Genomic DNA, 23,279 nt, shown 5'->3' with positions numbered 1-23,279 from the left:
ATCAGCTATAATCAGCTGTTCGTTGTTGAATCTAGGTAAAACTTTCTTGCAAAGAGCTATGCAAAAAAAATTGTCTGTATTGGTCGCAAGTTGCGCCCTCGTCGGCCTGTCGGCATGCGGCATGTTGCCGGAAGCCACCGACGCAAGCAAAAACTGGTCAGCGGAGAAATTATACGCTGAGGCGCGCGATGAGATGGCCGGCGGGCACTACGAAGCGGCAATCAAGCTGTTCCAACGCCTGGAATCCAACTATCCGTTCGGCACCTACGCCTCGCAAGCCCAGATGGAAATCGCCTACGCCCACTACAAGGCGCAGGACCAGGCCGAGGCGCTGGCCGCCGTCGAGCGCTTCATCAAGCTGCACCCGAACCATCCCCAGGTCGACTACATGTACTACCTGCGCGGCCTGATCAACTTCAATGACCAGCTGGGCTTCCTGAGCTTCATCTACTCGCAGGACCCGACCGAGCGCGATCCGAAGGCCACCCGCGAAGCCTTCGCCGCCTTCAAGGCCCTGGTCGACAAGTTCCCGAACAGTAAATATACGCCGGACTCGCTCCAGCGCATGAATTACCTGATCAACGCGATGGCGCAGTACGAAGTGCACGTGGCGAATTACTACTATCGCCGCGGCGCCTACCTGGCCGCCCTGAACCGCGCCCAGGATGCGGTCACCAACTACAGCGACGCTCCGGCGCGCGAGGAAGCGCTGTTCCTGATGGTCCGTGCCTACGACAAGCTCGGCATGCCGGTGCTGCGCGACGACACCCAGCGCGTGTTCACGCTGAACTATCCGAACAGCCGTTTCCTGAACCCGAACGCCAAGGGCGAAGCCCCGTGGTGGCAGTTCTGGTCGAAGGCGGCGCCGAAGCCGGCGCCGAAAGACGCCCTGTAAGCCTCGAGCGGCCCGGTTCACCGGGCCGCTGTTTTATTCGGCGATCTTCCTGCGGAACACCCACTCGCGCTCGCCGGACACCGAGGGCTCGAAGGCGTAGCCGTCGACCTCGAAGTCCTTGAGCTGTTCCGGGTCCAGGATCGCCTTCTCCACCGCGTAGCGCGCCATCATGCCGCGTGCGCGCTTGGCGAAGAAGGAGATGATCTTGTACTTGCCGTTCTTCCAGTCCTCGAACACGGGATTGATCACCGGCACGTCCAGCTTCTTCGGCTTGACCGACTTGAAGTATTCTTCCGACGCCAGGTTGACCAGGGCCGTCGAACCGAGTTCGCGCAGCTGGCGGTTCAGCGCTTGCGTGATCGTCTCGCCCCAGAACGCGTACAAGTCCTTGCCGCGCGCATTCGGCAGCCTGGTGCCCATCTCCAGGCGGTAGGGATGCATCAGGTCCAGCGGGCGCAGCAGGCCGTACAGGCCCGAGAGGATGCGCAGGTGGCGCTGGGCGAAGTCCAGCGCCTGCGGCGCCAGGGTGCGCGCGGCCAGGCCGGCGTAGACGTCGCCGTTGAAGGACATGATCGCCTGGCGGGCTTCGCTGTGGTCCGGATGCCAGTGGGCGTAGCGCGTCACGTTCAGCATCGAGAGCGTGTCCGACAAGTCCATCAGCTCCGCGATCTGGCCCGGCGAATAGGTGCGCAGCACCTTGACCAGCTCGGCGGCGTTGTCGATGAAATCGGGGATGGTGTGCTGCGGGGTGGTGCTCGGCGACTCGAGGTCGAGGGATTTGGCGGGCGACAGGACAATCAGCATGGAACAGACAAGCTTTTCTTCAAATAAACAACCGACATGATACCCGCTTCCCGCAAACCCATCGTCATCGACACCAATGTGCTGCTCGACCTGTTCGTCTTCCACGACCCGCGCTGGTCCGCCCTGATGGCGGCGCTCGAAACGGGTGAGGTCGTGGCGGTGACCCGCGCCGACTGCCGCGACGAATACCGGGCCGTGCTGCGCTACCCTCACCTGCCGCTGGACGAAGCCAGCCGCGCCGAGGCGGCGGCGCGCTTCGACGCCCTGCTGCGCGTGGTGGCGCCCGATGCCGTGCATGTGCGGCTGCCGGTCTGCACCGACCGCGACGACCAGAAATTCATGGAGCTGGCGCGCGATGCGGGCGCCGATGTCCTGATCACCAAGGACAAGGCCTTGCTCAAGCTGGGCCGCAAGACGGCGCGCGAAGGCCTGTTCCGCATCATGCTGCCGGAAGCCTGGATCAAGGCCCGGGCCGCCGCCAGCACGGTTCAGGACGCGGCGCTAGAATAAGCGATCGTTCTTCCGCATCGTGACCATGACTACTCCCGCCATCGCTTCCCGCCTGCCGCTGGTCGGCACCACCATCTTCACCCAGATGTCCGCGCTCGCCGCGCAGCACCAGGCCGTCAACCTCGGCCAGGGCTTCCCCGATTTCGACTGCGACCCGCGCCTGGTCGGCCAGGTGAGCGAGGCGATGCGCGCCGGCCACAACCAGTATCCCTTCATGACCGGCGTGCCGGCCCTGCGTGAGGCCATCGCGGCCAAGATCGAGACCCTGTACGGCCGCCGCTACGACAGCGCCCAGGAAATCACCGTCACCGCCGGCGCCACCCAGGCTTTGATCACGGCCATCCTGTGCAGCGTGCATCCGGGCGATGAAGTGATCGTGATCGAGCCGGCCTACGACAGCTATGCGCCCGCGATCGCCCTGGCCGGCGGCGTGGTGGTGCCGGTGCCGATGCAGGTCGGCGAACAAGGCTACAGCGTGCCCTGGGAGCGCGTGGCCGCCGCCGTCACGCCGCGCACCCGCATGATCGTCATCAACACGCCGCACAACCCGACCGGCAGCATCCTGCGCCAGGCCGACCTGGACGCGCTGGCCGCCATCGTCGGCGGGACCGGCATCCTGGTCTTGTCCGACGAAGTCTACGAACACATGGTCTTCGACGGCCAGCCGCACGCCTCGGTGGCGCGCCACCCGGTGCTGGCCGAACGCGCCTTCGTGGTCTCGAGCTTCGGCAAGACCTATCACGTGACCGGCTGGAAGGTCGGCTACGTGGCCGCGCCGGCGCCCTTGATGGCGGAGTTCCGCAAGGTCCACCAGTACAACGTCTTCACTGTCAACACGCCGATGCAGCACGGGATCGCGGCCTATATGCGCGACCCGGCGCCTTACCTGGACCTGCCTGGCTTCTACCAGAGAAAGCGCGACCTGTTCCGCGAAGGCCTGGCCGGCAGCCGCTTCACACTGCTGCCTGCGGACGGGACCTACTTCCAGTGCGTGCGCTACGACGCCATCTCGGACCTGCCGGAGGCGGAGTTCGCGACATGGCTGACGGCGGAGGCCAAGGTGGCCGCGATTCCGGTGTCGGCCTTCTACAGCCAGCCGACGGAATCGGGCATCGTGCGTTTCTGCTTTGCGAAAAAGGACGAGACCCTGCAGCTGGCGCTGGAGCGTCTCGCGCGGCTGTAAGGCCGCTCAGCGTCCCAGCTGCTTGAGCCTGCGCTCGACGAAGGCCTGGAGTTCCGAGGACAGCGTGCCGCTGGCCAGGGCCTTCTGGTAGGCGCCCGCCGCTTCCGGATTGCGCTTCTCGGCCTGCAGCGAGATCCCCAGGCCCATCCACCATACGCCATTGCCGGGCGCGGTGCGCAGCGCCGCCTGGTAGTGCTCGGCCGCTTCGCGGTGGCGCTGTTCCTGCTGCAGGACGCCGGCCAGGAAGGCGTGGTATTCGCCATTGCCCGCCGCGTAAGGCAAGGTGCGCATCAGGGTGTCGACCGCCGGGCTGCCGCGCTCGAGCTGCAGGCGCGCCATCAGCATCGCCATCGCCGGCTGGCGCGCATCGAGGGCCAGCGCCGCGCCGAGCTGGCGCATCGCTTCTTCCGGGCGTCCCGCTTCGATCAGCAGGCTGACCAGGGTCTGGCGCGACGCTTCGTGACGCGGGTCGGCCTTGAGCGCGGCCTCCAGGCCGGCGATGGCCTCGGTCACGCGGCCGTCTTCCAGGCTGGCCAGCGCGCGGCGGTAGGCGTTCTCGGCGCGCTGGGGCGCCGCTTCGACACGGCCGCCGGTCTTCACCGGCGCCACCTTCGGCTCCTCCTTGTTCGCCGCCGGCTTGGGCGCAACTTTCGCCGGCGCCTTCTTCACCGGCGCAGCCTTGTCGACAGGCTTTTCTTCGGCGAGTGGCGCGCCAAGATCCTCGCGCGGGGGAACGGGAATCTCGAACGCAAGCGCCTGTGTAGGCTCGGGCGCCTTGGGCAGGACAGGCGCAGGCTTGGGCGCGGCGGCCACGGCGGGCGCCGGGGCCGGCTTCTGGCCCAGCATGCGCCAGCCGACGACGCCGGCCACGGCCAGCGCCGCCGTCGCGCCGGCCGCCACGGCCACGCGCTTCCACGGCAGGCCGCGCTCGGGCGGCAGCACCGGCTTGATATCCGACGGCATGCCTTGCGCGCCCGGCTTTCCCGCGCGCGCGTCCAGGTCCTGCAGCATCTTGTTGATGAGACTCATCGTGCGACCACCCACGCCAGGCCGGCGGCGACCGAGAAGGCCGCGGCGCCCGCCGCCAACCAGGTCCAGATGTCGCGCCGCACGCCGATCGTATCACGCGCGGCGGTGGTCACATGGCTGCCCGCCACCTGCTGCTTGCCCTGGCCGTAGCTGAGCATCATGGCCTTGTGCGCCATGATGTTGACCAGGCGCGGCACGCCGCCGCTGGCCTTGTACAGGCCGCGAATCGCCGCGCGCGTGAACAGGCGCGCGCCGGTGAAGCCGGCCACGCGCAGGCGGTGCGCCACGTAGTAGTCCAGGTCGTCGCGGCTGAGCGGGCCGAGGTGGTAATGGAAGGTGATGCGCTGGGCCAGCTGGCGGATCGATTCCAGCTCCAGCTTGCGGTTCAGTTCCGGCTGGCCGAACAGCACGATCTGCAGCAGCTTGCGCTTTTCGGTTTCCAGGTTGGTCAGCAGGCGCAGCGCTTCCAGGCTCTCCACCGGAATCGCCTGGGCTTCGTCCAGGCACAGCACCACGCGCTTGTCCTGGGCCGCCAGTTCGAGCAGGCGCTGGGTGATGGCCTTCAGCACCTGGTGCTGGTCGGCCTCGCGCTCGAGCTTGAGCTCCAGCTCGTCCGCCAGGGCCAGCATCAGGGTGCGCGGTTCCAGGTAGGGATTCGGGATATAGGCGGTGACGAAGCCTTCGCCCAGGGTCGCCATGAACTTGCGGCACAACAGGGTCTTGCCGGTGCCGACTTCGCCCGTGATCTTGATGAAGCCCTCGCCGCCGCGCGCCGCCACCAGCAGCGTATTCAGGGCTTCCTGCGAACCCGGGCTGCCGAAGAAGAAGCTGGTGTCCGGGGTGATCCCGAACGGCAGCTCGCGCAGGCCGAAGTGGGCCGCGTACATTACTTGCGCTCCCGGGTCCGCGGGTCCAGTTGCTCGATCCTGCGGCCGGCGTCCAGCAGGTCCTGGCTCCAGTCGTTCGCGCCTTCGACGATGGTCGGCTTGATCAGCACCACCAGCTCGCGCTTCTGGCTGACGCGGTTCTTGTTGCGGAACAGCGCGCCCAGCACCGGCAGCTTGTCGGCGCCCGGCAGCTGGTCGACGTCGCCGGTCGAGGCCTGGCGCATCAGGCCGCCGATGGCGACCACCTGGCCGTTCTGGCCGCGCACGATGCTGTCCAGTTCCGAGGTGCTGGACGCCGCCAGCGGCAGCCTGACCGTGCCTGCGGTGCCCAGGTCGACGTCCTTGTTCACGGTCGACACCTGGCTCACCGACGGGTGCACGTGCAGCAGGATGTTGCCCTTGTCGTCGATCTGCGGGGTCACGTCCAGCACCACGCCCGAGAAGAAGGGCTGCACGGTCACGCTCGGGGTGACGGTGCTGCCGCTGTTGGTGGTGTTGATGGTGTTGGTGATCCCGGTGACGAAGAACTCGTCGGTGCCGATCTTGAGCACCGCCTTCTGATTGTTCATCGCCGCCACGCGCGGGCTGGACAGCACGTGCACGTTGCCCTGCGATTCCAGGAAGGAGATCAGGGCCGCGAAGTTATTGGTCTGAAAGGCGAAGCCGAACAGCGAGCCGGCCGCGGTGGCGGCGTTCGACAGCGAGAAGCCGGTGCTGGCGCTCAGGCCCTGGCCGTTGGCGATGATGGCCGGCTGGCCGCCGTCGCGCGGCAGCGGCGCCAGGTTGGCGCCCGGGCCGATCATGCCGCCCGAGACGCGGTTCGGGTGCGAGCTCTTGATCGAGGCGAAGGAGGCCCAGTTGATGCCGCTCTGGAAGCGGTCGTTCAGCTCCACTTCGAGGATCTTGGCTTCCAGGATCACCTGGCGGTCGACCGCCAGCTGGGTGGCCTTCAGGTAGGCGTCGATGCTGCGCAGTTCGTCCGGCATGGCGCGGATCACGACCACGCCCGACTGCGGGCTGATCACGACGCTGCGGCCGCCCTCTTTCGAGCCGACAATGGCTTCCAGCGCGGACTTCAGCTCGCCCCAAAAATCGTTCTCGGAGGTGGTGTTGATGTCGGTGCTGTCGACCTGGACCACGTTCGAGCCGTTCTGGCCGCCCTGGTTCTGGCCGCCGGTGTTGTTCCCCGTGTTGCCCGTATTGCCCTGGTTCTGGCCGCCGTTGTTGCGCACGCCCCCCGCATCGGCCACCGAGGTCGAGTTCACGCGCAGGTTCGACATGCCGCGCCGCTTGGCCGTCAGGTAGTTCACCTGGAACATGCGGGTCTGCATGGTCAGCGGACGGATCGTGATGCGGGTGCCCTCGATCTTGTAGTCGTAGCCGTACATCTCGCGGACCGCTTCCAGCGTCTCGGCGATCGTCACGTCCTTCAGGTTGGCGCTGATGTTGCCGCTGACCTCGGGATGGACCAGCATGTTGTAGCGGGTGCCGGCCACGATCGAGCGGAAGAACTGCTGGGCCGGGACGTTGTTGAAGGAGACGTTGAAACGCTCTTCCAGGGCCGGGCGCGCCTTGGGCAGCTGGCTGGCCAGGCTGCTCACCGGCGGCAGCAGCGCGTTGGCGACGGCTTCGTCGCTGGGCGCCGCGGCGGCCTGCCGGGACCTGGCGCCGGCCGTTTCCATCTCCTTGCCGATCGCGTCATAGGTGTCGTGCCGGCTGGCGCTCTGGCAGCCGGACAGCAGCGCGGTGGCGGCAAGGGCGGCCGGGATCAGGAAGCGTGTGTTCATCGTGGTCCGTTTCATCGGGCGTTCGTCAATGCGCGGCCGGGGTGACGCCGGCGACCGGCGCGGCCAGGGATTCCAGGCGCAGCACCTGGCGTTCGCGGCCGCGCACCAGTTCGACCTCGCCCTGGCTCATGCGCGCCACGCGCGCGCCGCGGAAGCTGTCGCCCAGGCGCACGGTTTCGCCGTCGATCACGGCCACGTGGCGCCCGCGCGGCGAAATCAGCACCGATTGCAGGCGCGGCAGGCCATCGGCCAGGCCGTCGGCGCGGCCGGCGTCCAGCATCGCGGGCGGACGGGTCGGGTCGGCCAGCGACTGGGCGGCGGCCGGCAGGTGGGCGAGCGCAAGGGCCGCCAAGATGAGGATCATGGGCTTCACGAGGGTGTCCTTCACAGCTTCATCCATTTCCGGTCCAGGCTCAGGGTATAGAGCGTGAGCGTCAGGCGGGAGGCCGGATATTCCTCCACATCGAGCTGTGCCCTGCCCCAGAACAGCCGGGTCGGCATCGCTTCGAGCGCGCTCATGTAATCGACCATGTCGAGATAATTGCCGCGCACGGTCACTTCGACGCCGTGGCGGTACAGCAGGTCGGCGGGCTTGGCCGCGGCGTCCCTGGCCGGCGCGGCGGCCGGCGCCGTCTTGTCCGCACCGGCAGGCGCGCCCACGCCTTCCGCCGGCAGCGTGCGCATGGACACCAGCTTCAGGCGGCCATTGGCGCGCAGGATGGTGTCCAGGAGCGGCGCCATGCGCTCGGGCGGCACCAGGCCGTGCTCCATCGCCAGCAGCGAGTCGCCCAGGGCCGCGGTTTCCTCCTGCACGGCCTGGAGCCTGGCGCGCGCCGGCGCGTCCGGATCCACCTGGTAGGCCTGGACCTTGGCGGTGATCTCGCCGTCCAGGCCGATCATGTTGTTGCGCTGCTGGCTGATCTGGTCGCGCAGCAGGTCCTGGGCGCGGTAGATCGGGCCCAGCACCATGGTGTGGCCGACGAACACGATCACCGCGGCGGCCGCGGCGAACAGCAGGCCGCGCTCGCGCAGGGTCAGGGCGTCGATGCGCGCGCCCAGCTCGGTCACGCGCTGTTTCAACGGGACGCTCATTTGCGCACCTCTTCCGGTACCGACTGCAGGCTGAACTCGACGTAGGGCGCCGGGGTCGCGCCCTGCTTGCCGTCGGCCGCCGCCGCGACCAGCGGCGCGGCCTGGCCGATCTGCAGGCTGGTGAAGGACTTGCCGCGCATGAGCGGCTCCTGGGTCAGGCGGTTCAGGTAGCCCGGCAGGGTCGCCGGGTCGGTGCTGCGGCCCTTGATGCCGATCTCCTGGCCGGCGCCCGAGACGCTCACGCCGGTCAGCCACAGGCCCGGCACGGTCTGGCGCGCCAGCGCCTTGAAGTAGCCGGCATAGCCGCTGGTGTCGCCGAGTTCTCCGCGCTCGATCACGCGCGAGATGTTGCGCAGCGCCGCCAGCTGGGCCTCGGCTTCGAGGATCTGGGCGTCGATCTCGCGGTTCTTCTGGCGCGGCGCGAACTCGGTGCTCACGCTGGCCAGGCGCGCCTGCTTCTGTTCCAGGCGCAGCGCGCCGACGTTCGCTTCTTCCTGCAGGCGCGCGGTCTGCATCTTGCCGTAGCTCGCCAGCGCGCCGACGCCGCCCGCCAGCAGCGCCAGCGAGACCGCCATGGTCGCTGCCGTCAGGACTTTCTTCTGCGGCTGGAAGGCCGGGTTGAACAAGTTGATCTGCTGGCTCATGCCGCCGCCTCCGCGCGCAGGGCGGCGCCCAGCGGAATGAAGAAGCGCTGCTGCATGCCTGCGTCCATCAGCTCGGGCGTGCGGCTCAGGTCCAGCACGGTGGCCAGGTCGAGGGTCTCGACCGGGGTGTACAGGTTGCTCGACAGGTACTCGTCCAGGCCGGTCACGCCGGAGGGGCCGAGCACCAGCTTGGCGATGCTGATGAAGGAATACTGGCGCTCGAAGTTGTCGAGTGAGCGCTGGAGCTCCAGCGTGATGCGGTCGAAGCTGGCGTGCTTGCGCTCGTGATCGGTCTCGAGCAGCTGATCGAGGCTGACGTCGAAGCGCCGCGACAGGTAGAGCTCGCCGCGATAGGAGACCGTCAGCAGGCCGCCGTCGGCGCCGAAGGACAGCATGGCCACGCCGCGCCCTTCCGGCTCCAGCATGGCCGAGATATTGCGCTGGGCCATCTCCGGGATATCGATCACGCTCAGTTCCACCTTGGCGTCGAGGAACAGCTGCTGGCGCGGCTTGATCACGGTATTGCGGGCCGCGATCACGAAAATGGTCTGCTGGGCGCGCATCTGGGCGTTGGCGTCGACCGGGATGTCGAGCACGTCGATGGTCGCCTGGTCGGCCGGGAAGTCGAGGATGTCCTTCAGGCGCCAGCGCACCGCGGTCTTCAATTCCTCGCGCGGCACGTTCGGCGCTTCGAGGTTGATCACCTGGTAATCGCCGCCCGCGAGCAGGGTCGCGCAGCGGTAGGCGTTGGCGTTGCCCTCGCGCGCGGCTTTCTCCAGCACTTCCACGCCCGGCTGTCCCGGCAGGAAATGGGCGAAGCGCACGAAGGGCTTCGCACCCGCGACGCGCTTGATGCTGGTAGCCGCCACGCCGTCCGCTTGGACGGCGATGGTCAGCCAGCCATCTTTCTTCTTTGCTCTCTTAAAAAAACGCATGCAAGCGGTCTGTGATCGCGAATAATAGTTCGGTGCGGCAAAGGCTTGATTATATTCAAGCCGAGCCCAAATCGATCACAAAAACTCACATACCCTCACAAAACAATGAGGTTTTAGGCCGCTTTACGACGCTTCCGTTGTCAATACATCTCTCGGACGTAGATTACGGGGCTCTTGAACTGCCCGAATGTCACGCGCCCGAAGGTGCTGGGTAACCATTCATAGCCCTTGACGAGGATGTCGACGTTGCCGCTGGCCGTGTTCGGCACGGCTCCCAGCACCAGCACGCCCTTGCCGTCGGCGATGGCCGGCAGGTCGACCGAGTCGGGGCTCGCGCCGCTGGCCAGGGTTACGATGCTCCGGTTGCAATCGCCGCCGGGCGCGGTCGCGCTCAAGCGCAGGCTGCGGGTGCAGCCCGAGAACTGCACCGCGCCCTTGCCCGGATCGGCCTCGTCGACGACGCCGTTGTGCTCCCAGACCTGGCCGGTCCAGTACTGGGCGCGCAGCGGCACCGGGGTCTTCATCAGCGGCGTGCCGAGGGTGTTCACCACCAGCAGGCGGCCATTCAGGATCATCATCCCGCCCTCGATCGAATCGGCGTCGCGGTCGGAGGTGATGACGATGCGCGCCGGGCCACCCGGCATGGCGCGCTGGTCCTCGACGCTGGCGCGCAGGTAGACCGCGGTCGGAGCGGTCCACTTGGCGCCGCGGTCCTGGGTGGCGTCGTAAGGGACGGCCAGCTGGTAGCTGACCTCGCGCTCGAGCAGGCGCTTGTCCTGCCCGGGATCGCGCAGGCCGGTCAGCAGCGTATCCGCGCCGGGCGCGCCGGCGGCGCCCAGTTTGATATCCGGCACCAGGTCGCCGCTGAAGCGCTGCAGCTCGCCGTTGCGGCCGAAGGCGCGCACCAGCACGCCGAAGTCCTGGCTCGAGAAGGATGCGCGGGTGACCGGGTTGGTCCCCGTTTGCGGGCAGCCCATGCGCTTCGCGCACTCGAAGCCGAGTTCGGTGTTGGTCCTGAAGTAGGCGGGATAGAAGCGGCCGACCAGTTCGCGGCTGCCCAGCAGGGTGCGGTCGATGCCGAGATAGCCTTCCAGCCTGGGCGCCAGGCTGGCGGCGCCCGCTTCGTTCCAGGAGAAGCTGCCGACCAGGGTGCCGCCGTTCGCGGTCGCTACATGGCTCCAGGCGCCCTGCTGCTGCAGCAGCTTTTGCTCGGTCTCGCCGCCGGCGGCATTGACTGCCAGGATGGCGGCCGGCGCGGTCTCGCCGGTTTCGCGGCCGAAGCTCTTCAAGGGGTCGGCCAGGCCGATTCCGTAGGCGGTCACCGTCACCCGGAAGCCTTCGCCCGCTTCGGCGAAGCCGACGCCCGCCAGGGTGCTGGAGCCAGGATTGGCCAGGCCGTCGGACGCGCGCGTGTAGGCCGCCTTGATGCTGTCGGGGCGCACCACGAAGGCGGCCTTGGCGGCCTTGCCGCCGTTTTCGACCATGCGCAGGCTGACCAGGCCGACATCGTTGTACTGGAAGGTGATCTGGCGCGAGGCCTTGTTGGCCTCGAAGGTGACGCTGGCGTACAAGGCGTTCGAGCCGTCCAGCGTGAGCGTGCCGTTCTGCACGCACTCCGGCAGGCTCAGGTTGCTGATGCGCGGCTTGACCCCGGCGGTGGTCGCGGGATTGTTGCACTCCAGGGCGAAGTGGCCGAGCACCGAGGTGCTGGCGCTCGTACTGATCGCCTTGGCCACCCCGTCCACCGAGCGGGTAAGGAAGATCGCCCGGCTTTCGCCGGCCGTGAGCGGGCCGGTGAACAGCGCGCAGCCTTCGCCCGAGGGCTTGATCGCGGTATCCGGCGCGCATTCGCCGACCGTGAACACCCAGGGATCCTTGCCGACCGCGCCGCCGCCGGTGTCGCCGGCGGCGGTCGAGCGGTTATTGCCGGGCACGCCATCGGCCGTGCCGCTCACCTCGGCCGTGTTGGAAATCTTTCCCTCGGCCGCGATCTTCGCCGTGAGGACCACGCTGGCCGAGGCGCCCGGCTCGAGCGCCTTGTTGTAGCTGCAGCTGACCGCCTTGCCGCTCACCGAACAGGTCCAGTCGGCGCCGGCGGCCGACACATAGCTCAGCGTGTCGGGCAGGACGTCCACCACCTTGACCTGGCTGTCGGCGCGCGTGCCCAGGTTCGACACCGCCAGCGTGTACTTGATCTCGCTGCCGAGCTTGTAGTCGCCGGACGCGGTCTTCTGGATGCTCAGGTCGGCCGGCATGGACGGCAGCGCGACGATCGCGCTGCTCAGCAGCACGCGGTCGGATTCGGTGGTGAACACCGCGTTGGCTTCGCTTGCCGACGCAGGCAGGCGCGCCAGATCGAAGATGTCGAAGTCGATGCCGGGCGAGTTTTCGTCGCTGTTGGCGCTGCTCTTGGAATTGAAGGCATTGTCCTTCTGCGCGAAGGGAGAATACTGCAGGACCTGCCCGGCGAAGCTGACCCAGTCGCCCTTCTGCTGGCCGGTCTTGTCGCCCTCCCACACGATGTAGCCGAAGCGGCCGGAATCGCCGGTGGTCGTGCGCGGCTTGTAGTCGCGCATCGGGACGGTGACGCTGGTGTTGCGCAAGGCCTGGAAGCCTTCGTACAGGTTGACGGTGCGGTACTTCTCCAGCCGGTGCGAATACACCACCACCAGCGAGAAGCCGGCCAGGACGGCGTTGTCCTTGGGCTTGTTCGAGCAGTAGGCGGCGCCGGTCGATGCCGACAGGCCGCCGAAGGTGAAGGAGGTCTTGCCGCGGACCAGCTCGGTGACATCCTCGGCGGCCGCGAAATAGCTCAGGCCGTCGATGGTCGAGGAATAGCGGCGCTCGGCCGGCGCGGTGACCACGGCGCCGTTGAGCAGCACCTGCGGATCGATGGAGCCGGATCCCGCCCAGTACAAGGTGGCGGAGACCACGTTCGCCTCCGACGGGAGGCTGATGCCGGCCGAGGCGCTCGAAGCCAGGTCGCAGGCCTTGGCGCCGTTGGTCTTGGACTGCAGGCTGGCCTGGGTGCCGGCGAAGTTCACATTCCCCTCGAAGGACTTGGCCAGCGCCAGCGAAGCGGCGGCGGCCTGGCCGGCGCAGGCGAAGGCGCCGGCGCACAAGGCGATGCGGGTGAAGTTCAGCAGCGTGTTCATATCTCTACCTCGAGCCTGCGTTGGACGTAGTCGGGACTGGTGTTCGTGGTTGTGGTCTGGGCCGTGCACTCCCCCTGCACCGGCTGGTTGCAGGCGACGGCGCCGATGCGCCAGCGCCGGGTCTGCGCCACGGCCGCGCCTTCCTCGTCGGCCAGGCCGTCGATGGCCTGGCAGCTCACCGTCACGCGGAAGCTCGCCAGCACGGTCGTGTCCGGAAAGCCGAAGGAAGTGCGCGCAGCGCAGCGGTTCTGGCGCAGCTGTTCGTACAAGCCCCACTCGATTCCCGCGCGCGCGGCCTGGTAGGCCTTGGCTCCTTCCATGTCGATGCTCGAGCTGGCCTCCTGGGCGCTGTACAAAGTGACGGCGGCGGCGCCCAGGCCAGCCAGCACCACCAGCAGGAAGATCGCGGTGACCAGGCCGACGCCGGCCTGGCGGCGCAGAGTGCGGAATTGCTTCGTCATGGCGTATTGTCCACGTGAACCTGGTTGACCAGGCGCACCTGGCTGTCCCGGTCGTTGGCCAGGCGCAGCGACAAATTCAGGATCACCAGCGCGCTGCGGCGCGTGACGTCGCTGCCGTAGCGGAACACCTGGCTGCAGTCCGCCACCCGCGAGGCGATCACGGCGCGCTGCGGCGTGCCCTGCGGCGGCAGGTTCTGGCTGGCGTCGATCGGATAGCCCCAGTAGCGCACCAGCTCGGCGCTGCCGTCGCGCCCCGTCTCGCAAGCGTAGGTGATGGGCCCGCTCACCACCTGGAAGCGGTTGCTCGGCGAGCGCATCGGCGTCGCCTGGAGCGCGAAGGCATTGTTTTCCATGGTGACGACCGGGTGGTTGGGCGTGGAGTAGTCGACGCTGGCCACCCTTACGATGTTGTTGTCGGGAGCGCCCTGGCGGTACAGGTAGGCGTCCGAGGGCACCGCGCCGCCGCCCAGGTTGTAGACCACGATGAAGTCGCCGCGCTCGATCGGGCGCATGGTCCCGCCGACCACGGTGAAGCGGGTCTGGGCGGCGTCGTCGAAATCGAGGACCGGCATGGCCGCCACGCCGTCGTCCAGGGTCAGGTAGCGCCCGCCCGTCGTGGTTTGCAGGAACTCGACCGCGCTGCCGTCGTCGCTCACGCGCACGCTGTTGGGCAGGGCCAGGCGCAGGTCGCGCGCGATGCGGCGCAGCGCCAGGTCGGCTTCGTCGGTGGCGGCGGCGCGCGCCGCGCTGTCGGCATAGCCCTGGACCGGGGCGCGGATGAAGACCGCCACGATGGCGCCGATCACGCCGATGATGACGATGACGAGGATGGCCTCGACCAGGGTGAAGCCGCCAGCGCGGCGCGGGGCTGGCTGGTTCATAGGAAGCCCGGCGCGTAGCGCGTGCGGTAGGCGTCGAGCACGACGGACTCCTGGTCGTAGCGGACCTCGACCCGGATGCGCAGCACGTCGCTGTCGGCCGAGGTGGTGTTCGCGACGGGGATGCCGCCGATCGATTCGGGGATGACGCTCACCGTGGCGGTATAACCGGCCACGTTCATCGCGTCTCCGTTCGCATCGGTCAGCACGCCGGCGCCATTGTTGAAGCTGGCCTCGGCCTGGCCGGCCGCCCTGACGTAATCGTTGACGTTGTCGTGCGGCCTTTCGCCTCCCGCTTCCGGGCCCCAGTTCTCGGCCAGGTTGCAGTCGGCGCTGCTCCTGACGTTCTCGTCGCCGGCGTTGCCGGAGGTCGGGTCGCACCAGGTGAACTTGGCCAGCTGGACTTCCTCCAGCAAGCCTTCGGCGATCATCAGCGCCTGCTTGCGCCGCAGCGGGTCGGCGCTGCCCTTGGTGCTCAGGTTCAGCACGCCGATCACGGCGGCCAGGGCGACCCCGACGATCATGATGAACATGATCATCTCGATCAGGGTCAGGCCCGCCTGGCGGGCACGCGCGGTCTTACTGCACATAACCGGTCTCCTGGACCACCGACACCGTGCGCGATTCGCCCTTGCTGGTGATGGTCATGGTCAGGCCGCCAAAGCCGCCGGCGGCCACCGGGCTGCCGAGCGCGTTGAAGCTGAATTCGGTCATCGGCTCGGACAAGGCGAGCTGCACGCCCTCGGGACGGCCGATGCAGAACCAGCCGGGGGCCTGGCACTGGGTCTCGGAAGCGCCGCCGCCGATCTGGCCGCCCGGCGCGGGCACGCGCTGGGTCGGGTCGCAATTGCCTTGGGGGGAGTTGCGCGGCGAGCTGTAGCACAGGGCGATGCGGTTGTCGTCCAGCTGCACGAAGACCGGCGCGTTGCGCGCGATCGCGGCCTTCTGGGCGTAGCGCAGCAAGGCGCGGCTCTGTTCCGCGAAGCCGTCGGCGTCGAAACCGGTGCGGTCGAAAAAACGGCTGGCGGCGACGGCCGCCAGGATGCCGATGAGGACCATCACGACGATCAATTCGACCATCGTGAAGCCGCGCGCCGGGCGCGGCTGGAAGCGGGAAATGGGGAGCTGGCCGCCCACGCTACGCCGGTCCCGGGCTTATTCGCAGACCAGCGGATCCGCGGCCTGCTGCAGGACCGGAGGCTGGTTGGCGGCGGTCGGCGCCGCATAGCTGATGAAGCAGGTCGCGGCGAGCGTCGGATTGTCCGCCACGCTGCGCGGCGTGACCGTCAGCTCGTCCTTGTTTTCCTCGATCAGGTAATCGCCGTCGCCCAGCCCCGCCGCGGTGGCGAAGGCCTTGCTCGCCTTCGGATAGCCGTTGACGACGGCGACGGCCGTGCCTTCGACATCGATCGAGGTGTCGGCCGGCCGGATCAGCGATTTGCCGTGGACCATGGCGGCCGAGGCGCTCAGCGCGCCACGCGCGGCCTGCAGGCTGGCCACGCGCGCGTCGCCCCCGAGGCTGGCGAATTTCGGCAGTGCGGTCGCCGCGAGGATGCCGAGGATGACGATCACGACGATCAGTTCGATCAGCGTGAAACCGGCTTGCCGCCGGTTCGGGCGAAGGCTGAGATCCATGCTGCTCCTGAAATGAAGCGGCGAGGCTGCGCAATGCAGCCTCGCCGGAAAGATTACACGCTGGGGTTTATTCGCACTGGGTATTGGCAGCCAGCGCGTAGGTCGGCACGCCGCCGGCGGTCGTCACTTCGGTGTAGACCACGTTGCAGGTGGTCTTCAGGGTGGCGTGGGTCGACACGCTGATCGGGGTGACGGTCACGGTGGTGCCCGACACGTCGATCTTGTAGTCGGTGTCGTTCAGGCCCGAGGCGATGGCGAAGTTCTTGGTCGCTGCCGGGTAGCCGTTGGTGATGTTGACGTCGGTGCCCTCGACGGCCACCTTGGTGATGCTCGGGTTGATCAGCCACTTGCCGTGCGCCATCGATGCGGTGGCGGTCATGGCGCCTTTTGCCGCGTTCAGGCTGGCGATGCGTGCGTCGCCGCCCAGGCTGGCGAACTTCGGCAGCGCGGTGGCGGCCAGGATGCCCAGGATCACGATCACGACGATCAGCTCGATCAGCGTGAAGCCGCCCTGCGCGCCCTTGGTGTTGAATTTGTTCATCGTTTTTCTCTCCGTTGAGGTGGTGCGGATGGAATCCGCGTTCTTTGGTTAGTGTTGGCGACCGGTCCCGACTTCGCCGATGACCAGTGCGCCTGGATTCCTGTTCCGCCCGCCGTGCTGCGCGTTTATGCCGGATGGATCAGAGGTGCGGGACAATTCTACCTTGAACTTAAGCAAGTTTGATGTCCCGGAAGAAAAAGTGTCGTTCCCAAGCAAATAGTTGACTGTTTTATCGGTCCGGTCGAAGAACCAGGCGCCGCGCCGCAGGCTACGCGGGTCGGGCGAATAGTATTCGCCGAGGTAGTTGGCCGGCATCCTGCTGAGCCAGGTCATCGGATTTTCTTGTGTTAAAGCAAGAATCCCCTGCTCGCCCTGGGTCATCCCGACCTGCGCCGCTTTCGCCGCCAGGGCGGTGCGCAGCGACGCCACCACGTGGTAGGCGGCGGTGCGCTCGGACTGCTCGCGCCACGCCAGCAGGCGCGCCAGCAGCGCAGCCGTCAGCACGGCCACCAGGATGGCGCACACCGCGAATTCGAAGCGGGTCGCCCCGCCGGCGCGCCGCGGCCGCATCATTTGCCGCCATGCAGGGCGGCCTTGCCCAGGTCCCAGATCGGCAGGAAGATACCCAGCGCCAGCACCAGCACCATCACGCCCAGGAAGGTGATCAGGATCGGCTCGATCTGGGCGGACAGGGTCTTGAGCTCGTAGTCGACCTCGCGCTCGTACATCTGCGCGATCTCGTCCATCAGGTCGTCCAGCGAACCCGATTCCTCGCCCACGGCGATCATCTGCAGCACGATGGGCGTGAACACATTCGCCGCGACCGAGGTGCGCAGGATGCTCTCGCCGCGTTCGACGCCGTCGCGCATCTGCTCGATGCGCATGCTCAGGTAGGCGTTGTCGGCGGTCTGCGAGACCACGGTCAGGGCCTGCACGATCGGCACGCCGCTGCGCATCGACAGCGCGAAGCTGCGCGCGAAACGCGCCATGGTGGCCTTGTGGATGATCTTGCCGGCGATCGGGATGCGCAGCTTCTTCTGGTCCCAGACCAGGCGCCCGCGGTTGGTGGCGATCCAGGAGCGGAAGCCGAACACGGCGCCCAGCAGCATGGCCGCCATCGCCGGCCAGTAGGCCACCGTGAATTCCGAGGTCCCCAGCAGGATGCGCGTCATCAGCGGCAGCTGGGCGTTGAAGGACTTGAACACCGTGGCGAACTGCGGAATCACGAACATGTTCACGATCACCATGGCGATCGCCATCGCGATCACCACGAAGGTCGGGTAGCGCAGCGCGGTCTTGACCCGCTCGCGCATGTCGCGGTCGAATTCCAGGTGGTCGAACAGGCGCAGGAAGACCTCTTCCAGGCGGCCGGTCATCTCGCCCACCTTCACCATCGACAGGTAGAAGGCCGAGAAGCATTCCGGGTGGCGCATCATGGCCGCCGACAGTTCGCGGCCGGAGTCGAGCGATTCGCGCAGGTCCTTGATGACCCTGGCGAAGGACTTGTTGACGGCCGATTCCTGCAGGCCCGCCAGGCCGCGCATGATCGGCACGCCGGACTTGAGCAGGGTGTAGATCTGGCGGCTGAACAGCTGCACGTCCAGGGACGTCACCTTCTTCTCGGTGAAGCGCGCCAGCAGCGAGCCCTGGGCGCCGCCGGCGGCGCCCGGCCCCGTGCGGCGGGGCGTGATCTCGATGGGCGTGATGCCGTTGCCGAACAGCAGATCCGCAATGGCGGAGCTGTCGGCGCCTTCCAGCACCCCCTGGGTCAGTTCGCCGCGCCCGTCGCGGCCTTTATAGGCGAAGAAAGGCATCAGTCGTCTTGCTGGTTACTGACCCGCATCGCCTCGGCGATGGTGCTGCGCCCCTTCACCGCCAGGAAGACGGCGTTGCGGCGCAGGGTCTGGCCCTGCATCTCGGCGTGCGCCACCTTCAGGAAATGCGAAGGATCGGGGTGGTTCGCCGCTTCGGTCACGGCGCGGGTCATCTCGAGCAGTTCGTAGACGCCGGTGCGGCCGCGGTAGCCGGTGCCGTTGCAGTGCGAGCAGCCCTTGCCGTGGTAGAAGCGCGTGGTCGCGGCATGCTCGCCCAGTTCCGCGCGCAGCCAGTTCACTTCGCTGGCCTCGGGCTCGTAGGGAACGATGCAGCTTTCGCAGATCACGCGCACCAGGCGCTGGGCCAGCACGGCCTGCAGCGAACCGCTCACCATATAGCGCGGCACGCCCATGTCCATCAGGCGCAGCGGCGTCGAGGCGGCGTCGTTGGTGTGCAGGGTCGACAGCACCAGGTGGCCGGTCATCGCGGCGCGCAGGCCGATCTGGGCGGTTTCCTGGTCGCGCATCTCGCCGACCAGGACGATGTCCGGGTCCTGGCGCAGCGCGGAGCGCAGCACGCGCGCGAAAGTCAGCTCGATCTTGTCGTTGACCTGCACCTGGTTGATGCCCGGCAGGCGGTATTCGACCGGGTCCTCGACGGTGATCAGCTTCTTCTCCACCGAGTTCAGCTCGGCCAGCGCGCTGTACAGGGTGGTGGTCTTGCCGGAGCCGGTAGGCCCGGTCACCAGCACCAGCCCATTCGGACGCGCCACGATGCTGCGGAAGCGCTCCACGATCTTGGCCGGCATGCCGATGGCGTCCAGGCGCAGGGTGGTGCCGACCTGGTTCAGCAGACGCATGACCACCGATTCGCCGTACTGGGTGGGCATGGTCGAGATACGCACGTCGACGCGCTGGTTGCGCACCTTGACCGCGAAGCGGCCGTCCTGGGGCAGGCGCTTTTCCGAGATGTCCAGGTCCGCCATCAGCTTGAGGCGCAGCGCCAGCGGCGTGGCGACCTTGAGGTCGGCCTCGGTCTGCAGGTGCAGCACGCCGTCGATACGGAAGCGGATCGCCAGGCGGCCGTCCTGCGGCTCGATGTGGATGTCGGATGCGCGCACCTGCACCGCGTCGTCGAACACCGACTGCAGCAGCTTGACGATGGGCGCCTCTTCCAGGCCCGGATTGGCGGCCAGGGCGCCGAAGTCGATCGAGGTGTCGCCCAGGTCGGCCTCGACCTCGCGCGCCAGGCCGGTGATCTCGCCGGTGCGGCGGTAGATGCGGTCGATCGCGGCCAGGACCTCGGTCTCGTTGACCACGGCCAGCTCCACGCCCTTCTTGATCAGGCGCGCGATCTCGTCGTAGGCGAACAGGTCGGTCGGGTCGGACACGCCGACCAGCATGGTCTCGCGGCGGTCCTCCAGCACCAGCGCGCGGAAGCGGCGCGCGGCCGTTTCCGGCAGCAGGCGCACCAGGTCGGCGTTGATGTTGTAGAACTTGAGATTGATGTAAGGGATGTTCAGCTGACGGGCGAGCGCGCCCGAGATCTGGTCCTCGGTCACGAAACCGCTTTCCACGAACACGCGGCCAAGCTTGCGGCCGGTGCGCTTCTGGTCCGCCAGCGCCTGGTTGAGCTGTTCCTCGCTCAACAGCTTCTGCTGCATCAGCACTTCGCCGAGACGGACTTTTTCTGGCCTTGCCATGGCACCCCTTGAGAGTTATGTTTCGCGGGCACAATTTTATGCCAGAAAGCACCTAAATTGACCGTTGGCATCCCTTCGGCGGCGCATTTTTGTCTCGGATTCGCCTCGCTCATCCATACCTGCGGTGTAAGATGGCCAAATTGCATATCTAACCCGGCAAGAACTTGCCGAATATGGGAGTCCCGATGCATGACAGCGCCCCAGGCGAACGGCGCCGCATCTACCTGATGCGGCACGGCAGCGTCACCTACTTCGACGACAGCGGCAAGCCCTTCCTGCCCGAGACCGTGCCCCTGAACGAGACCGGATGCGCCCAGGCCGACGCCGCCGGCCATGCCTTCTTCGATGCCGGGGTGCGCTTCGACCGGGTCATCGTTTCCGGCCTGCCGCGCACGATCCAGACCGCCCAGCGGGTACTGGCTATCGCAGGGCAGCCGGTCGAGATCGAGGTCTGGCCCGAATTGCATGAAATCCGCGGCGGGCGCCTGTCCAGCATTCCCACGGCCGAACTGCGCCGCGCCTTCACCGGCGCCTTCGAAGGCCTGGTGGACGAACAGCAGCGCTTCCTGGGCGGCGAATCGGTGGGCGAAATGATGGACCGGGTCCACCCGGCGGTAAGCAGGCTGCGCGCCGAACAGGACTGGGACACGGCGCTGCTGGTCCTGCATGGCGGCGTCAATTGCGCCATCCTGTCCCTCGCCCTCGCCGGCCAGCGCCTGTTCCTGGGCGGCCTGTCCCAGGCGGCCGGCTGCATCAATGCCCTCGACGTCGGCGGCGACCCGCACGACTGGGTGGTCCGCTTCGTCAACTACGTCCCGCCGGGGCCGCTGCAGCCGGGGGCGCGCACCACGACGATGGAACAATTGTTCGAGCAATACCGGAAAGGACGCTGAAGCCGTTTTCATTCGGTCTAAAAATAGTACGCGCGTGCCTTTCCAAGGCAATCCGATCTACCAAAATAAGCGGAGACACGATGTTCGAAAACATGATGGGAACCAAACCGGTGTCCGAGCGCCAGCGCTTCGACACGGAAGCGCTCGACGCCTGGATGCGCGCGCATGTCGACGGCTATCCCGGCGGCCCGCTCGAGGCCGAGCAGTTCAAGGGCGGCCAGTCCAACCCGACCTTCCTGTTGCGTGCAGGCGGCCAGCGCTACGTCCTGCGCACCAAGCCCGGCCCGGCCGCCAAACTGCTGCCCTCGGCCCACGCGATCGAACGCGAATTCCGCGTGATGTCCGCGCTGCACGGCGCCGCCTTCCCGGTGCCGCGCCAGTTCGCCCTGTGCACCGACGAAGCCGTGATCGGGCGCGCCTTCTTCGTCATGGAGCATGTCGAGGGCCGGGTGCTGTGGGACCAGTCCCTGCCCGGCATGGCGCCGGAGGAACGCGCCGCCATCTACGACGAGCAAAACCGCGTCATCGCGCAGCTGCATACCATCGACTACGCGGCCATCGGCCTGCAGGACTACGGCAAGCCCGGCAACTACTTCGCGCGCCAGATCGAACGCTGGACCAGGCAATACCAGGCCTCGATGACCGAGCCGATCGAGGCCATGGACCGGCTCATGGCATGGCTGCCGGCCCACATCCCGCCCGGCGACGACACCGCCATCGTGCACGGCGACTACCGCCTCGACAACCTGATCTTCCACCCGACGGAGCCGCGCATCCTGGCCGTGCTGGACTGGGAGCTGTCGACCCTGGGCCATCCGCTGGCCGATTTTTCCTACCACTGCATGAGCTGGCACATCCCGCCGGGCCAGTTCCGCGGCATCGCGGGCCTGGACCTGGCGGCCCTCGGCATCCCCGCGCTGCGCGACTACGTGGCGCGCTACTGCGAGCGGACCGGCAAGACCATCCGCGAGGAAGACTTCGACTTCTACCTGGCCTACAACATGTTCCGCCTGGCCGGGATCATGCAGGGCATCATGAAGCGCTATGTCGACGGGACCGCGTCCAGCGCCGCGGCCTTGGAAAACGGAAAGGCCGCGCGCCCGATGGCCGAGATGGCGTGGCGCTTCGCCTCGCGCAGCGCGAGCTGAACTGGAGAACACATGGATTTCGCCTACTCGCCCCGCTGCGAAGAACTGCGCAGCCGCCTGCTCGCCTTCATGGACGAGCACATCTACCCCGTTGAGGCCGCCTTCGGCGAGGCGGTCGCGCGCAACGGCGCCGCCGGCAACCGCTGGCAGCCGGTGGAGCTGATCGAGCGCCTCAAGCCCCTCGCCCGCCAGGCCGGGCTGTGGAACCTGTTCCTGCCGCGCTCGCGCCGTGCGCCGGAAGGCTTGTCGAATCTCGACTACGCCCCGCTGTGCGAGATCATGGGCCGGGTGCCCTGGGCGCCGGAAGTCTTCAACTGCTCGGCGCCGGACACCGGCAACATGGAAACCCTGGAGCGCTACGCCAGCGAAGACCTGAAGCAGGCCTGGCTCGAACCGCTGCTGCGCGGCGAGATCCGCTCGGCCTTCGCCATGACCGAACCGGACGTGGCGTCCTCGGACGCGACCAATATCGCCACCCGCATCGAGCGCGACGGCGAGGACTACGTGATCAACGGCCGCAAATGGTGGATCTCGGGCGCGGGCGATCCGCGCTGCCGCGTCTATATCGTGATGGGCAAGACCGACCCTGGCGCCGAACGCCACCGCCAGCAGTCGATGATCGTGGTCCCGGCCGATACACAAGGCATCACTGTGCTGCGGCCCCTGCCCGTGTTCGGCTACGACGACGCGCCCCACGGCCACTGCGAGATCCTGTTCGAGAACGTGCGGGTGCCGGCCGCCAACATGCTGCTGGGCGAAGGGCGCGGCTTCGAGATCGCCCAGGGCCGCCTGGGCCCGGGCCGCATCCACCACTGCATGCGCGCCATCGGGGTGGCCGAACGGGCCCTCGAACTGATGTGCCGGCGGCTAGGCAGCCGGGTGGCCTTCGGGCGCAAGCTGTCCGACCAGGGCGTCTGGCGCGAGCGCATCGCCGAGAGCCGCATCCGCATCGACACGGCGCGCCTGCTGACCCTGAAGGCCGCCTACATGATGGACACGGTCGGCAACAAGGTGGCCCAGATGGAAATCGCCATGATCAAGGTGCTGGCGCCCACCGTCGCCCAGGACGTGCTGGACTGGGCCATCCAGGCCCACGGCGCGGCCGGGGTCTCGGAGGAATTCCCGCTGGCCTACCAGTGGGCGGCCAACCGCACCCTGCGCCTGGCCGACGGCCCCGACGAGGTGCATCGCAACGCCATCGCCAAGCTGGAGCTGGGCAGGCACGGCTGAGCCGGGCCGGTGGGAACCATGCAGGACGCCGCTATGCATGGTGACTGAGCTCAGC

Annotated in this window: 24 protein-coding genes; 6 read left to right on the top strand and 18 right to left on the bottom strand. The window is 67.5% G+C overall.

All coding sequences use genetic code 11. The features are described 5' to 3' along the window. Positions 1-58: 58 nt before the first annotated feature. Entirely contained in the window at positions 59-895 is an 837-nt protein-coding gene (locus KBW95_RS14255; RefSeq protein ID WP_211526188.1) for an outer membrane protein assembly factor BamD, read from the top strand. 33 nt (positions 896-928) lie between these two features. Here KBW95_RS14255 and yaaA read toward each other — a convergent pair whose 3' ends face one another. After that, the gene (yaaA, locus tag KBW95_RS14250; protein WP_211526189.1) at positions 929-1,699 is read right to left on the bottom strand and encodes a peroxide stress protein YaaA; all 771 of its coding nucleotides are present in this window, start codon (positions 1,697-1,699) and stop codon (positions 929-931) included. Between the two features lie 36 nt (positions 1,700-1,735). Here yaaA and KBW95_RS14245 point away from each other — a divergent pair, with 36 nt between their 5' ends. Both KBW95_RS14245 and KBW95_RS14240 read left to right on the top strand, forming a co-directional pair. Beyond that, complete coding sequence (locus KBW95_RS14245; protein ID WP_211528576.1) at positions 1,736-2,209, top strand: putative toxin-antitoxin system toxin component, PIN family; 474 nt, start codon at positions 1,736-1,738, stop codon at positions 2,207-2,209. A gap of 25 nt (positions 2,210-2,234) precedes the next feature. After that, on the top strand, positions 2,235-3,392 hold the full coding sequence (locus KBW95_RS14240; RefSeq protein WP_211528575.1) for a pyridoxal phosphate-dependent aminotransferase: 1,158 nt from the start codon (positions 2,235-2,237) through the stop codon (positions 3,390-3,392). Positions 3,393-3,398: 6 nt separating this feature from the next. Here KBW95_RS14240 and KBW95_RS14235 read toward each other — a convergent pair whose 3' ends face one another. From KBW95_RS14235 to KBW95_RS14155, 17 genes are all read right to left on the bottom strand, one after another. After that, a complete protein-coding gene (locus KBW95_RS14235; RefSeq protein WP_211528574.1) occupies positions 3,399-4,421 on the bottom strand; it encodes a tetratricopeptide repeat protein in 1,023 nt (340 codons plus the stop codon). Then, a complete protein-coding gene (locus tag KBW95_RS14230; RefSeq protein ID WP_211528573.1) occupies positions 4,418-5,308 on the bottom strand; it encodes an ExeA family protein in 891 nt (296 codons plus the stop codon). Before KBW95_RS14230 ends, KBW95_RS14235 begins: the two co-directional genes overlap by 4 nt. Then, complete coding sequence (gene mshL / locus KBW95_RS14225; protein WP_229429753.1) at positions 5,308-7,110, bottom strand: pilus (MSHA type) biogenesis protein MshL; 1,803 nt, start codon at positions 7,108-7,110, stop codon at positions 5,308-5,310. Before mshL ends, KBW95_RS14230 begins: the two co-directional genes overlap by 1 nt. A 10-nt stretch (positions 7,111-7,120) precedes the next feature. Continuing rightward, positions 7,121-7,459 carry a hypothetical protein gene (locus tag KBW95_RS14220; protein WP_211528572.1) on the bottom strand — a complete coding sequence of 113 codons (339 nt, stop codon included), beginning with the start codon at positions 7,457-7,459 and terminating at the stop codon, positions 7,121-7,123. A 20-nt stretch (positions 7,460-7,479) separates the two neighbouring features. Continuing rightward, positions 7,480-8,187, bottom strand: a complete 708-nt coding sequence (locus tag KBW95_RS14215) for a hypothetical protein (protein ID WP_229429752.1) — start codon at positions 8,185-8,187, stop codon at positions 7,480-7,482. Beyond that, a complete protein-coding gene (locus tag KBW95_RS14210) occupies positions 8,184-8,831 on the bottom strand; it encodes a PilN domain-containing protein (RefSeq protein WP_211528571.1) in 648 nt (215 codons plus the stop codon). Before KBW95_RS14210 ends, KBW95_RS14215 begins: the two co-directional genes overlap by 4 nt. After that, positions 8,828-9,766: a type IV pilus biogenesis protein PilM gene (gene pilM / locus KBW95_RS14205; protein ID WP_211528570.1), complete on the bottom strand. Its 939-nt coding sequence runs from the start codon at positions 9,764-9,766 to the stop codon at positions 8,828-8,830. The genes KBW95_RS14210 and pilM overlap by 4 nt, the downstream gene beginning before the upstream one ends. A 140-nt stretch (positions 9,767-9,906) precedes the next feature. After that, on the bottom strand, positions 9,907-12,921 hold the full coding sequence (locus tag KBW95_RS14200) for a DUF11 domain-containing protein (RefSeq protein WP_211528569.1): 3,015 nt from the start codon (positions 12,919-12,921) through the stop codon (positions 9,907-9,909). Next, complete coding sequence (locus tag KBW95_RS14195) at positions 12,918-13,382, bottom strand: pilus assembly PilX N-terminal domain-containing protein (protein ID WP_211528568.1); 465 nt, start codon at positions 13,380-13,382, stop codon at positions 12,918-12,920. Before KBW95_RS14195 ends, KBW95_RS14200 begins: the two co-directional genes overlap by 4 nt. Beyond that, positions 13,379-14,263, bottom strand: coding sequence for a prepilin-type N-terminal cleavage/methylation domain-containing protein (locus KBW95_RS14190; RefSeq protein ID WP_211528567.1), 885 nt, complete (start codon positions 14,261-14,263; stop codon positions 13,379-13,381). The genes KBW95_RS14195 and KBW95_RS14190 overlap by 4 nt, the downstream gene beginning before the upstream one ends. Beyond that, a complete protein-coding gene (locus KBW95_RS14185) occupies positions 14,260-14,850 on the bottom strand; it encodes a type II secretion system protein (RefSeq protein WP_211528566.1) in 591 nt (196 codons plus the stop codon). Before KBW95_RS14185 ends, KBW95_RS14190 begins: the two co-directional genes overlap by 4 nt. After that, entirely contained in the window at positions 14,840-15,397 is a 558-nt protein-coding gene (locus KBW95_RS14180; RefSeq protein ID WP_211528565.1) for a GspH/FimT family pseudopilin, read from the bottom strand. Before KBW95_RS14180 ends, KBW95_RS14185 begins: the two co-directional genes overlap by 11 nt. An 18-nt stretch (positions 15,398-15,415) precedes the next feature. Next, positions 15,416-15,895 (bottom strand): type II secretion system protein, encoded by a 480-nt coding sequence (locus KBW95_RS24810; RefSeq protein ID WP_211528564.1) that lies wholly within the window; start codon positions 15,893-15,895, stop codon positions 15,416-15,418. 67 nt (positions 15,896-15,962) lie between these two features. Further along, on the bottom strand, positions 15,963-16,436 hold the full coding sequence (locus KBW95_RS24805; RefSeq protein WP_211525984.1) for a type II secretion system protein: 474 nt from the start codon (positions 16,434-16,436) through the stop codon (positions 15,963-15,965). Between the two features lie 48 nt (positions 16,437-16,484). Beyond that, complete coding sequence (locus KBW95_RS14165) at positions 16,485-17,009, bottom strand: hypothetical protein (protein WP_211525983.1); 525 nt, start codon at positions 17,007-17,009, stop codon at positions 16,485-16,487. After that, the gene (locus tag KBW95_RS14160) at positions 17,006-18,250 is read right to left on the bottom strand and encodes a type II secretion system F family protein (RefSeq protein ID WP_211528563.1); all 1,245 of its coding nucleotides are present in this window, start codon (positions 18,248-18,250) and stop codon (positions 17,006-17,008) included. The genes KBW95_RS14165 and KBW95_RS14160 overlap by 4 nt, the downstream gene beginning before the upstream one ends. Continuing rightward, entirely contained in the window at positions 18,250-19,953 is a 1,704-nt protein-coding gene (locus KBW95_RS14155) for a GspE/PulE family protein (RefSeq protein ID WP_211528562.1), read from the bottom strand. The genes KBW95_RS14160 and KBW95_RS14155 overlap by 1 nt, the downstream gene beginning before the upstream one ends. 185 nt (positions 19,954-20,138) lie before the next feature. On the opposite strand from KBW95_RS14155, the gene KBW95_RS14150 reads away from it, so the two are divergent. The 3 genes from KBW95_RS14150 to KBW95_RS14140 all read left to right on the top strand — a co-directional run bounded on the left by KBW95_RS14150 (position 20,139) and on the right by KBW95_RS14140 (position 23,224). Then, the gene (locus KBW95_RS14150; protein WP_229429751.1) at positions 20,139-20,846 is read left to right on the top strand and encodes a histidine phosphatase family protein; all 708 of its coding nucleotides are present in this window, start codon (positions 20,139-20,141) and stop codon (positions 20,844-20,846) included. 80 nt (positions 20,847-20,926) lie between these two features. Next, the gene (locus KBW95_RS14145; protein ID WP_211528561.1) at positions 20,927-21,994 is read left to right on the top strand and encodes a phosphotransferase; all 1,068 of its coding nucleotides are present in this window, start codon (positions 20,927-20,929) and stop codon (positions 21,992-21,994) included. A 12-nt stretch (positions 21,995-22,006) separates the two neighbouring features. Beyond that, positions 22,007-23,224 (top strand): acyl-CoA dehydrogenase family protein, encoded by a 1,218-nt coding sequence (locus KBW95_RS14140; RefSeq protein WP_211528560.1) that lies wholly within the window; start codon positions 22,007-22,009, stop codon positions 23,222-23,224. Positions 23,225-23,279: the final 55 nt, after the last annotated feature.

Source organism: Massilia sp. ZL223 (assembly GCF_018119395.1).
GTDB lineage: Bacteria > Pseudomonadota > Gammaproteobacteria > Burkholderiales > Burkholderiaceae_D > Telluria.
Note: the sequence above shows the minus strand (reverse complement) of the source record. Positions and strands in the feature narration are given on the sequence as shown.

Excerpts from the sequence above, each read along its gene's own strand:
- KBW95_RS14245 (WP_211528576.1), top strand. The coding sequence starts at position 1,736 with ATGATACCCGCTTCCCGCAAACCCATCGTCATCGACACCAATGTGCTG.
- yaaA (WP_211526189.1), bottom strand. The coding sequence starts at position 1,699 with ATGCTGATTGTCCTGTCGCCCGCCAAATCCCTCGACCTCGAGTCGCCG.
- KBW95_RS14200 (WP_211528569.1), bottom strand. The coding sequence starts at position 12,921 with ATGAACACGCTGCTGAACTTCACCCGCATCGCCTTGTGCGCCGGCGCC.
- KBW95_RS14150 (WP_229429751.1), top strand. The coding sequence starts at position 20,139 with ATGCATGACAGCGCCCCAGGCGAACGGCGCCGCATCTACCTGATGCGG.
- KBW95_RS14165 (WP_211525983.1), bottom strand. The coding sequence starts at position 17,009 with ATGATGCGGCCGCGGCGCGCCGGCGGGGCGACCCGCTTCGAATTCGCG.
- KBW95_RS14210 (WP_211528571.1), bottom strand. The coding sequence starts at position 8,831 with ATGAGCCAGCAGATCAACTTGTTCAACCCGGCCTTCCAGCCGCAGAAG.
- KBW95_RS14215 (WP_229429752.1), bottom strand. The coding sequence starts at position 8,187 with ATGAGCGTCCCGTTGAAACAGCGCGTGACCGAGCTGGGCGCGCGCATC.
- KBW95_RS24805 (WP_211525984.1), bottom strand. The coding sequence starts at position 16,436 with ATGAACAAATTCAACACCAAGGGCGCGCAGGGCGGCTTCACGCTGATC.
- KBW95_RS14145 (WP_211528561.1), top strand. The coding sequence starts at position 20,927 with ATGTTCGAAAACATGATGGGAACCAAACCGGTGTCCGAGCGCCAGCGC.
- KBW95_RS14235 (WP_211528574.1), bottom strand. The coding sequence starts at position 4,421 with ATGAGTCTCATCAACAAGATGCTGCAGGACCTGGACGCGCGCGCGGGA.
- KBW95_RS14220 (WP_211528572.1), bottom strand. The coding sequence starts at position 7,459 with ATGATCCTCATCTTGGCGGCCCTTGCGCTCGCCCACCTGCCGGCCGCC.
- KBW95_RS24810 (WP_211528564.1), bottom strand. The coding sequence starts at position 15,895 with ATGGATCTCAGCCTTCGCCCGAACCGGCGGCAAGCCGGTTTCACGCTG.
- KBW95_RS14240 (WP_211528575.1), top strand. The coding sequence starts at position 2,235 with ATGACTACTCCCGCCATCGCTTCCCGCCTGCCGCTGGTCGGCACCACC.
- KBW95_RS14160 (WP_211528563.1), bottom strand. The coding sequence starts at position 18,250 with ATGCCTTTCTTCGCCTATAAAGGCCGCGACGGGCGCGGCGAACTGACC.
- pilM (WP_211528570.1), bottom strand. The coding sequence starts at position 9,766 with ATGCGTTTTTTTAAGAGAGCAAAGAAGAAAGATGGCTGGCTGACCATC.
- KBW95_RS14230 (WP_211528573.1), bottom strand. The coding sequence starts at position 5,308 with ATGTACGCGGCCCACTTCGGCCTGCGCGAGCTGCCGTTCGGGATCACC.
- mshL (WP_229429753.1), bottom strand. The coding sequence starts at position 7,110 with ATGAAACGGACCACGATGAACACACGCTTCCTGATCCCGGCCGCCCTT.
- KBW95_RS14185 (WP_211528566.1), bottom strand. The coding sequence starts at position 14,850 with ATGTGCAGTAAGACCGCGCGTGCCCGCCAGGCGGGCCTGACCCTGATC.
- KBW95_RS14140 (WP_211528560.1), top strand. The coding sequence starts at position 22,007 with ATGGATTTCGCCTACTCGCCCCGCTGCGAAGAACTGCGCAGCCGCCTG.
- KBW95_RS14255 (WP_211526188.1), top strand. The coding sequence starts at position 59 with ATGCAAAAAAAATTGTCTGTATTGGTCGCAAGTTGCGCCCTCGTCGGC.
- KBW95_RS14190 (WP_211528567.1), bottom strand. The coding sequence starts at position 14,263 with ATGAACCAGCCAGCCCCGCGCCGCGCTGGCGGCTTCACCCTGGTCGAG.
- KBW95_RS14195 (WP_211528568.1), bottom strand. The coding sequence starts at position 13,382 with ATGACGAAGCAATTCCGCACTCTGCGCCGCCAGGCCGGCGTCGGCCTG.
- KBW95_RS14155 (WP_211528562.1), bottom strand. The coding sequence starts at position 19,953 with ATGGCAAGGCCAGAAAAAGTCCGTCTCGGCGAAGTGCTGATGCAGCAG.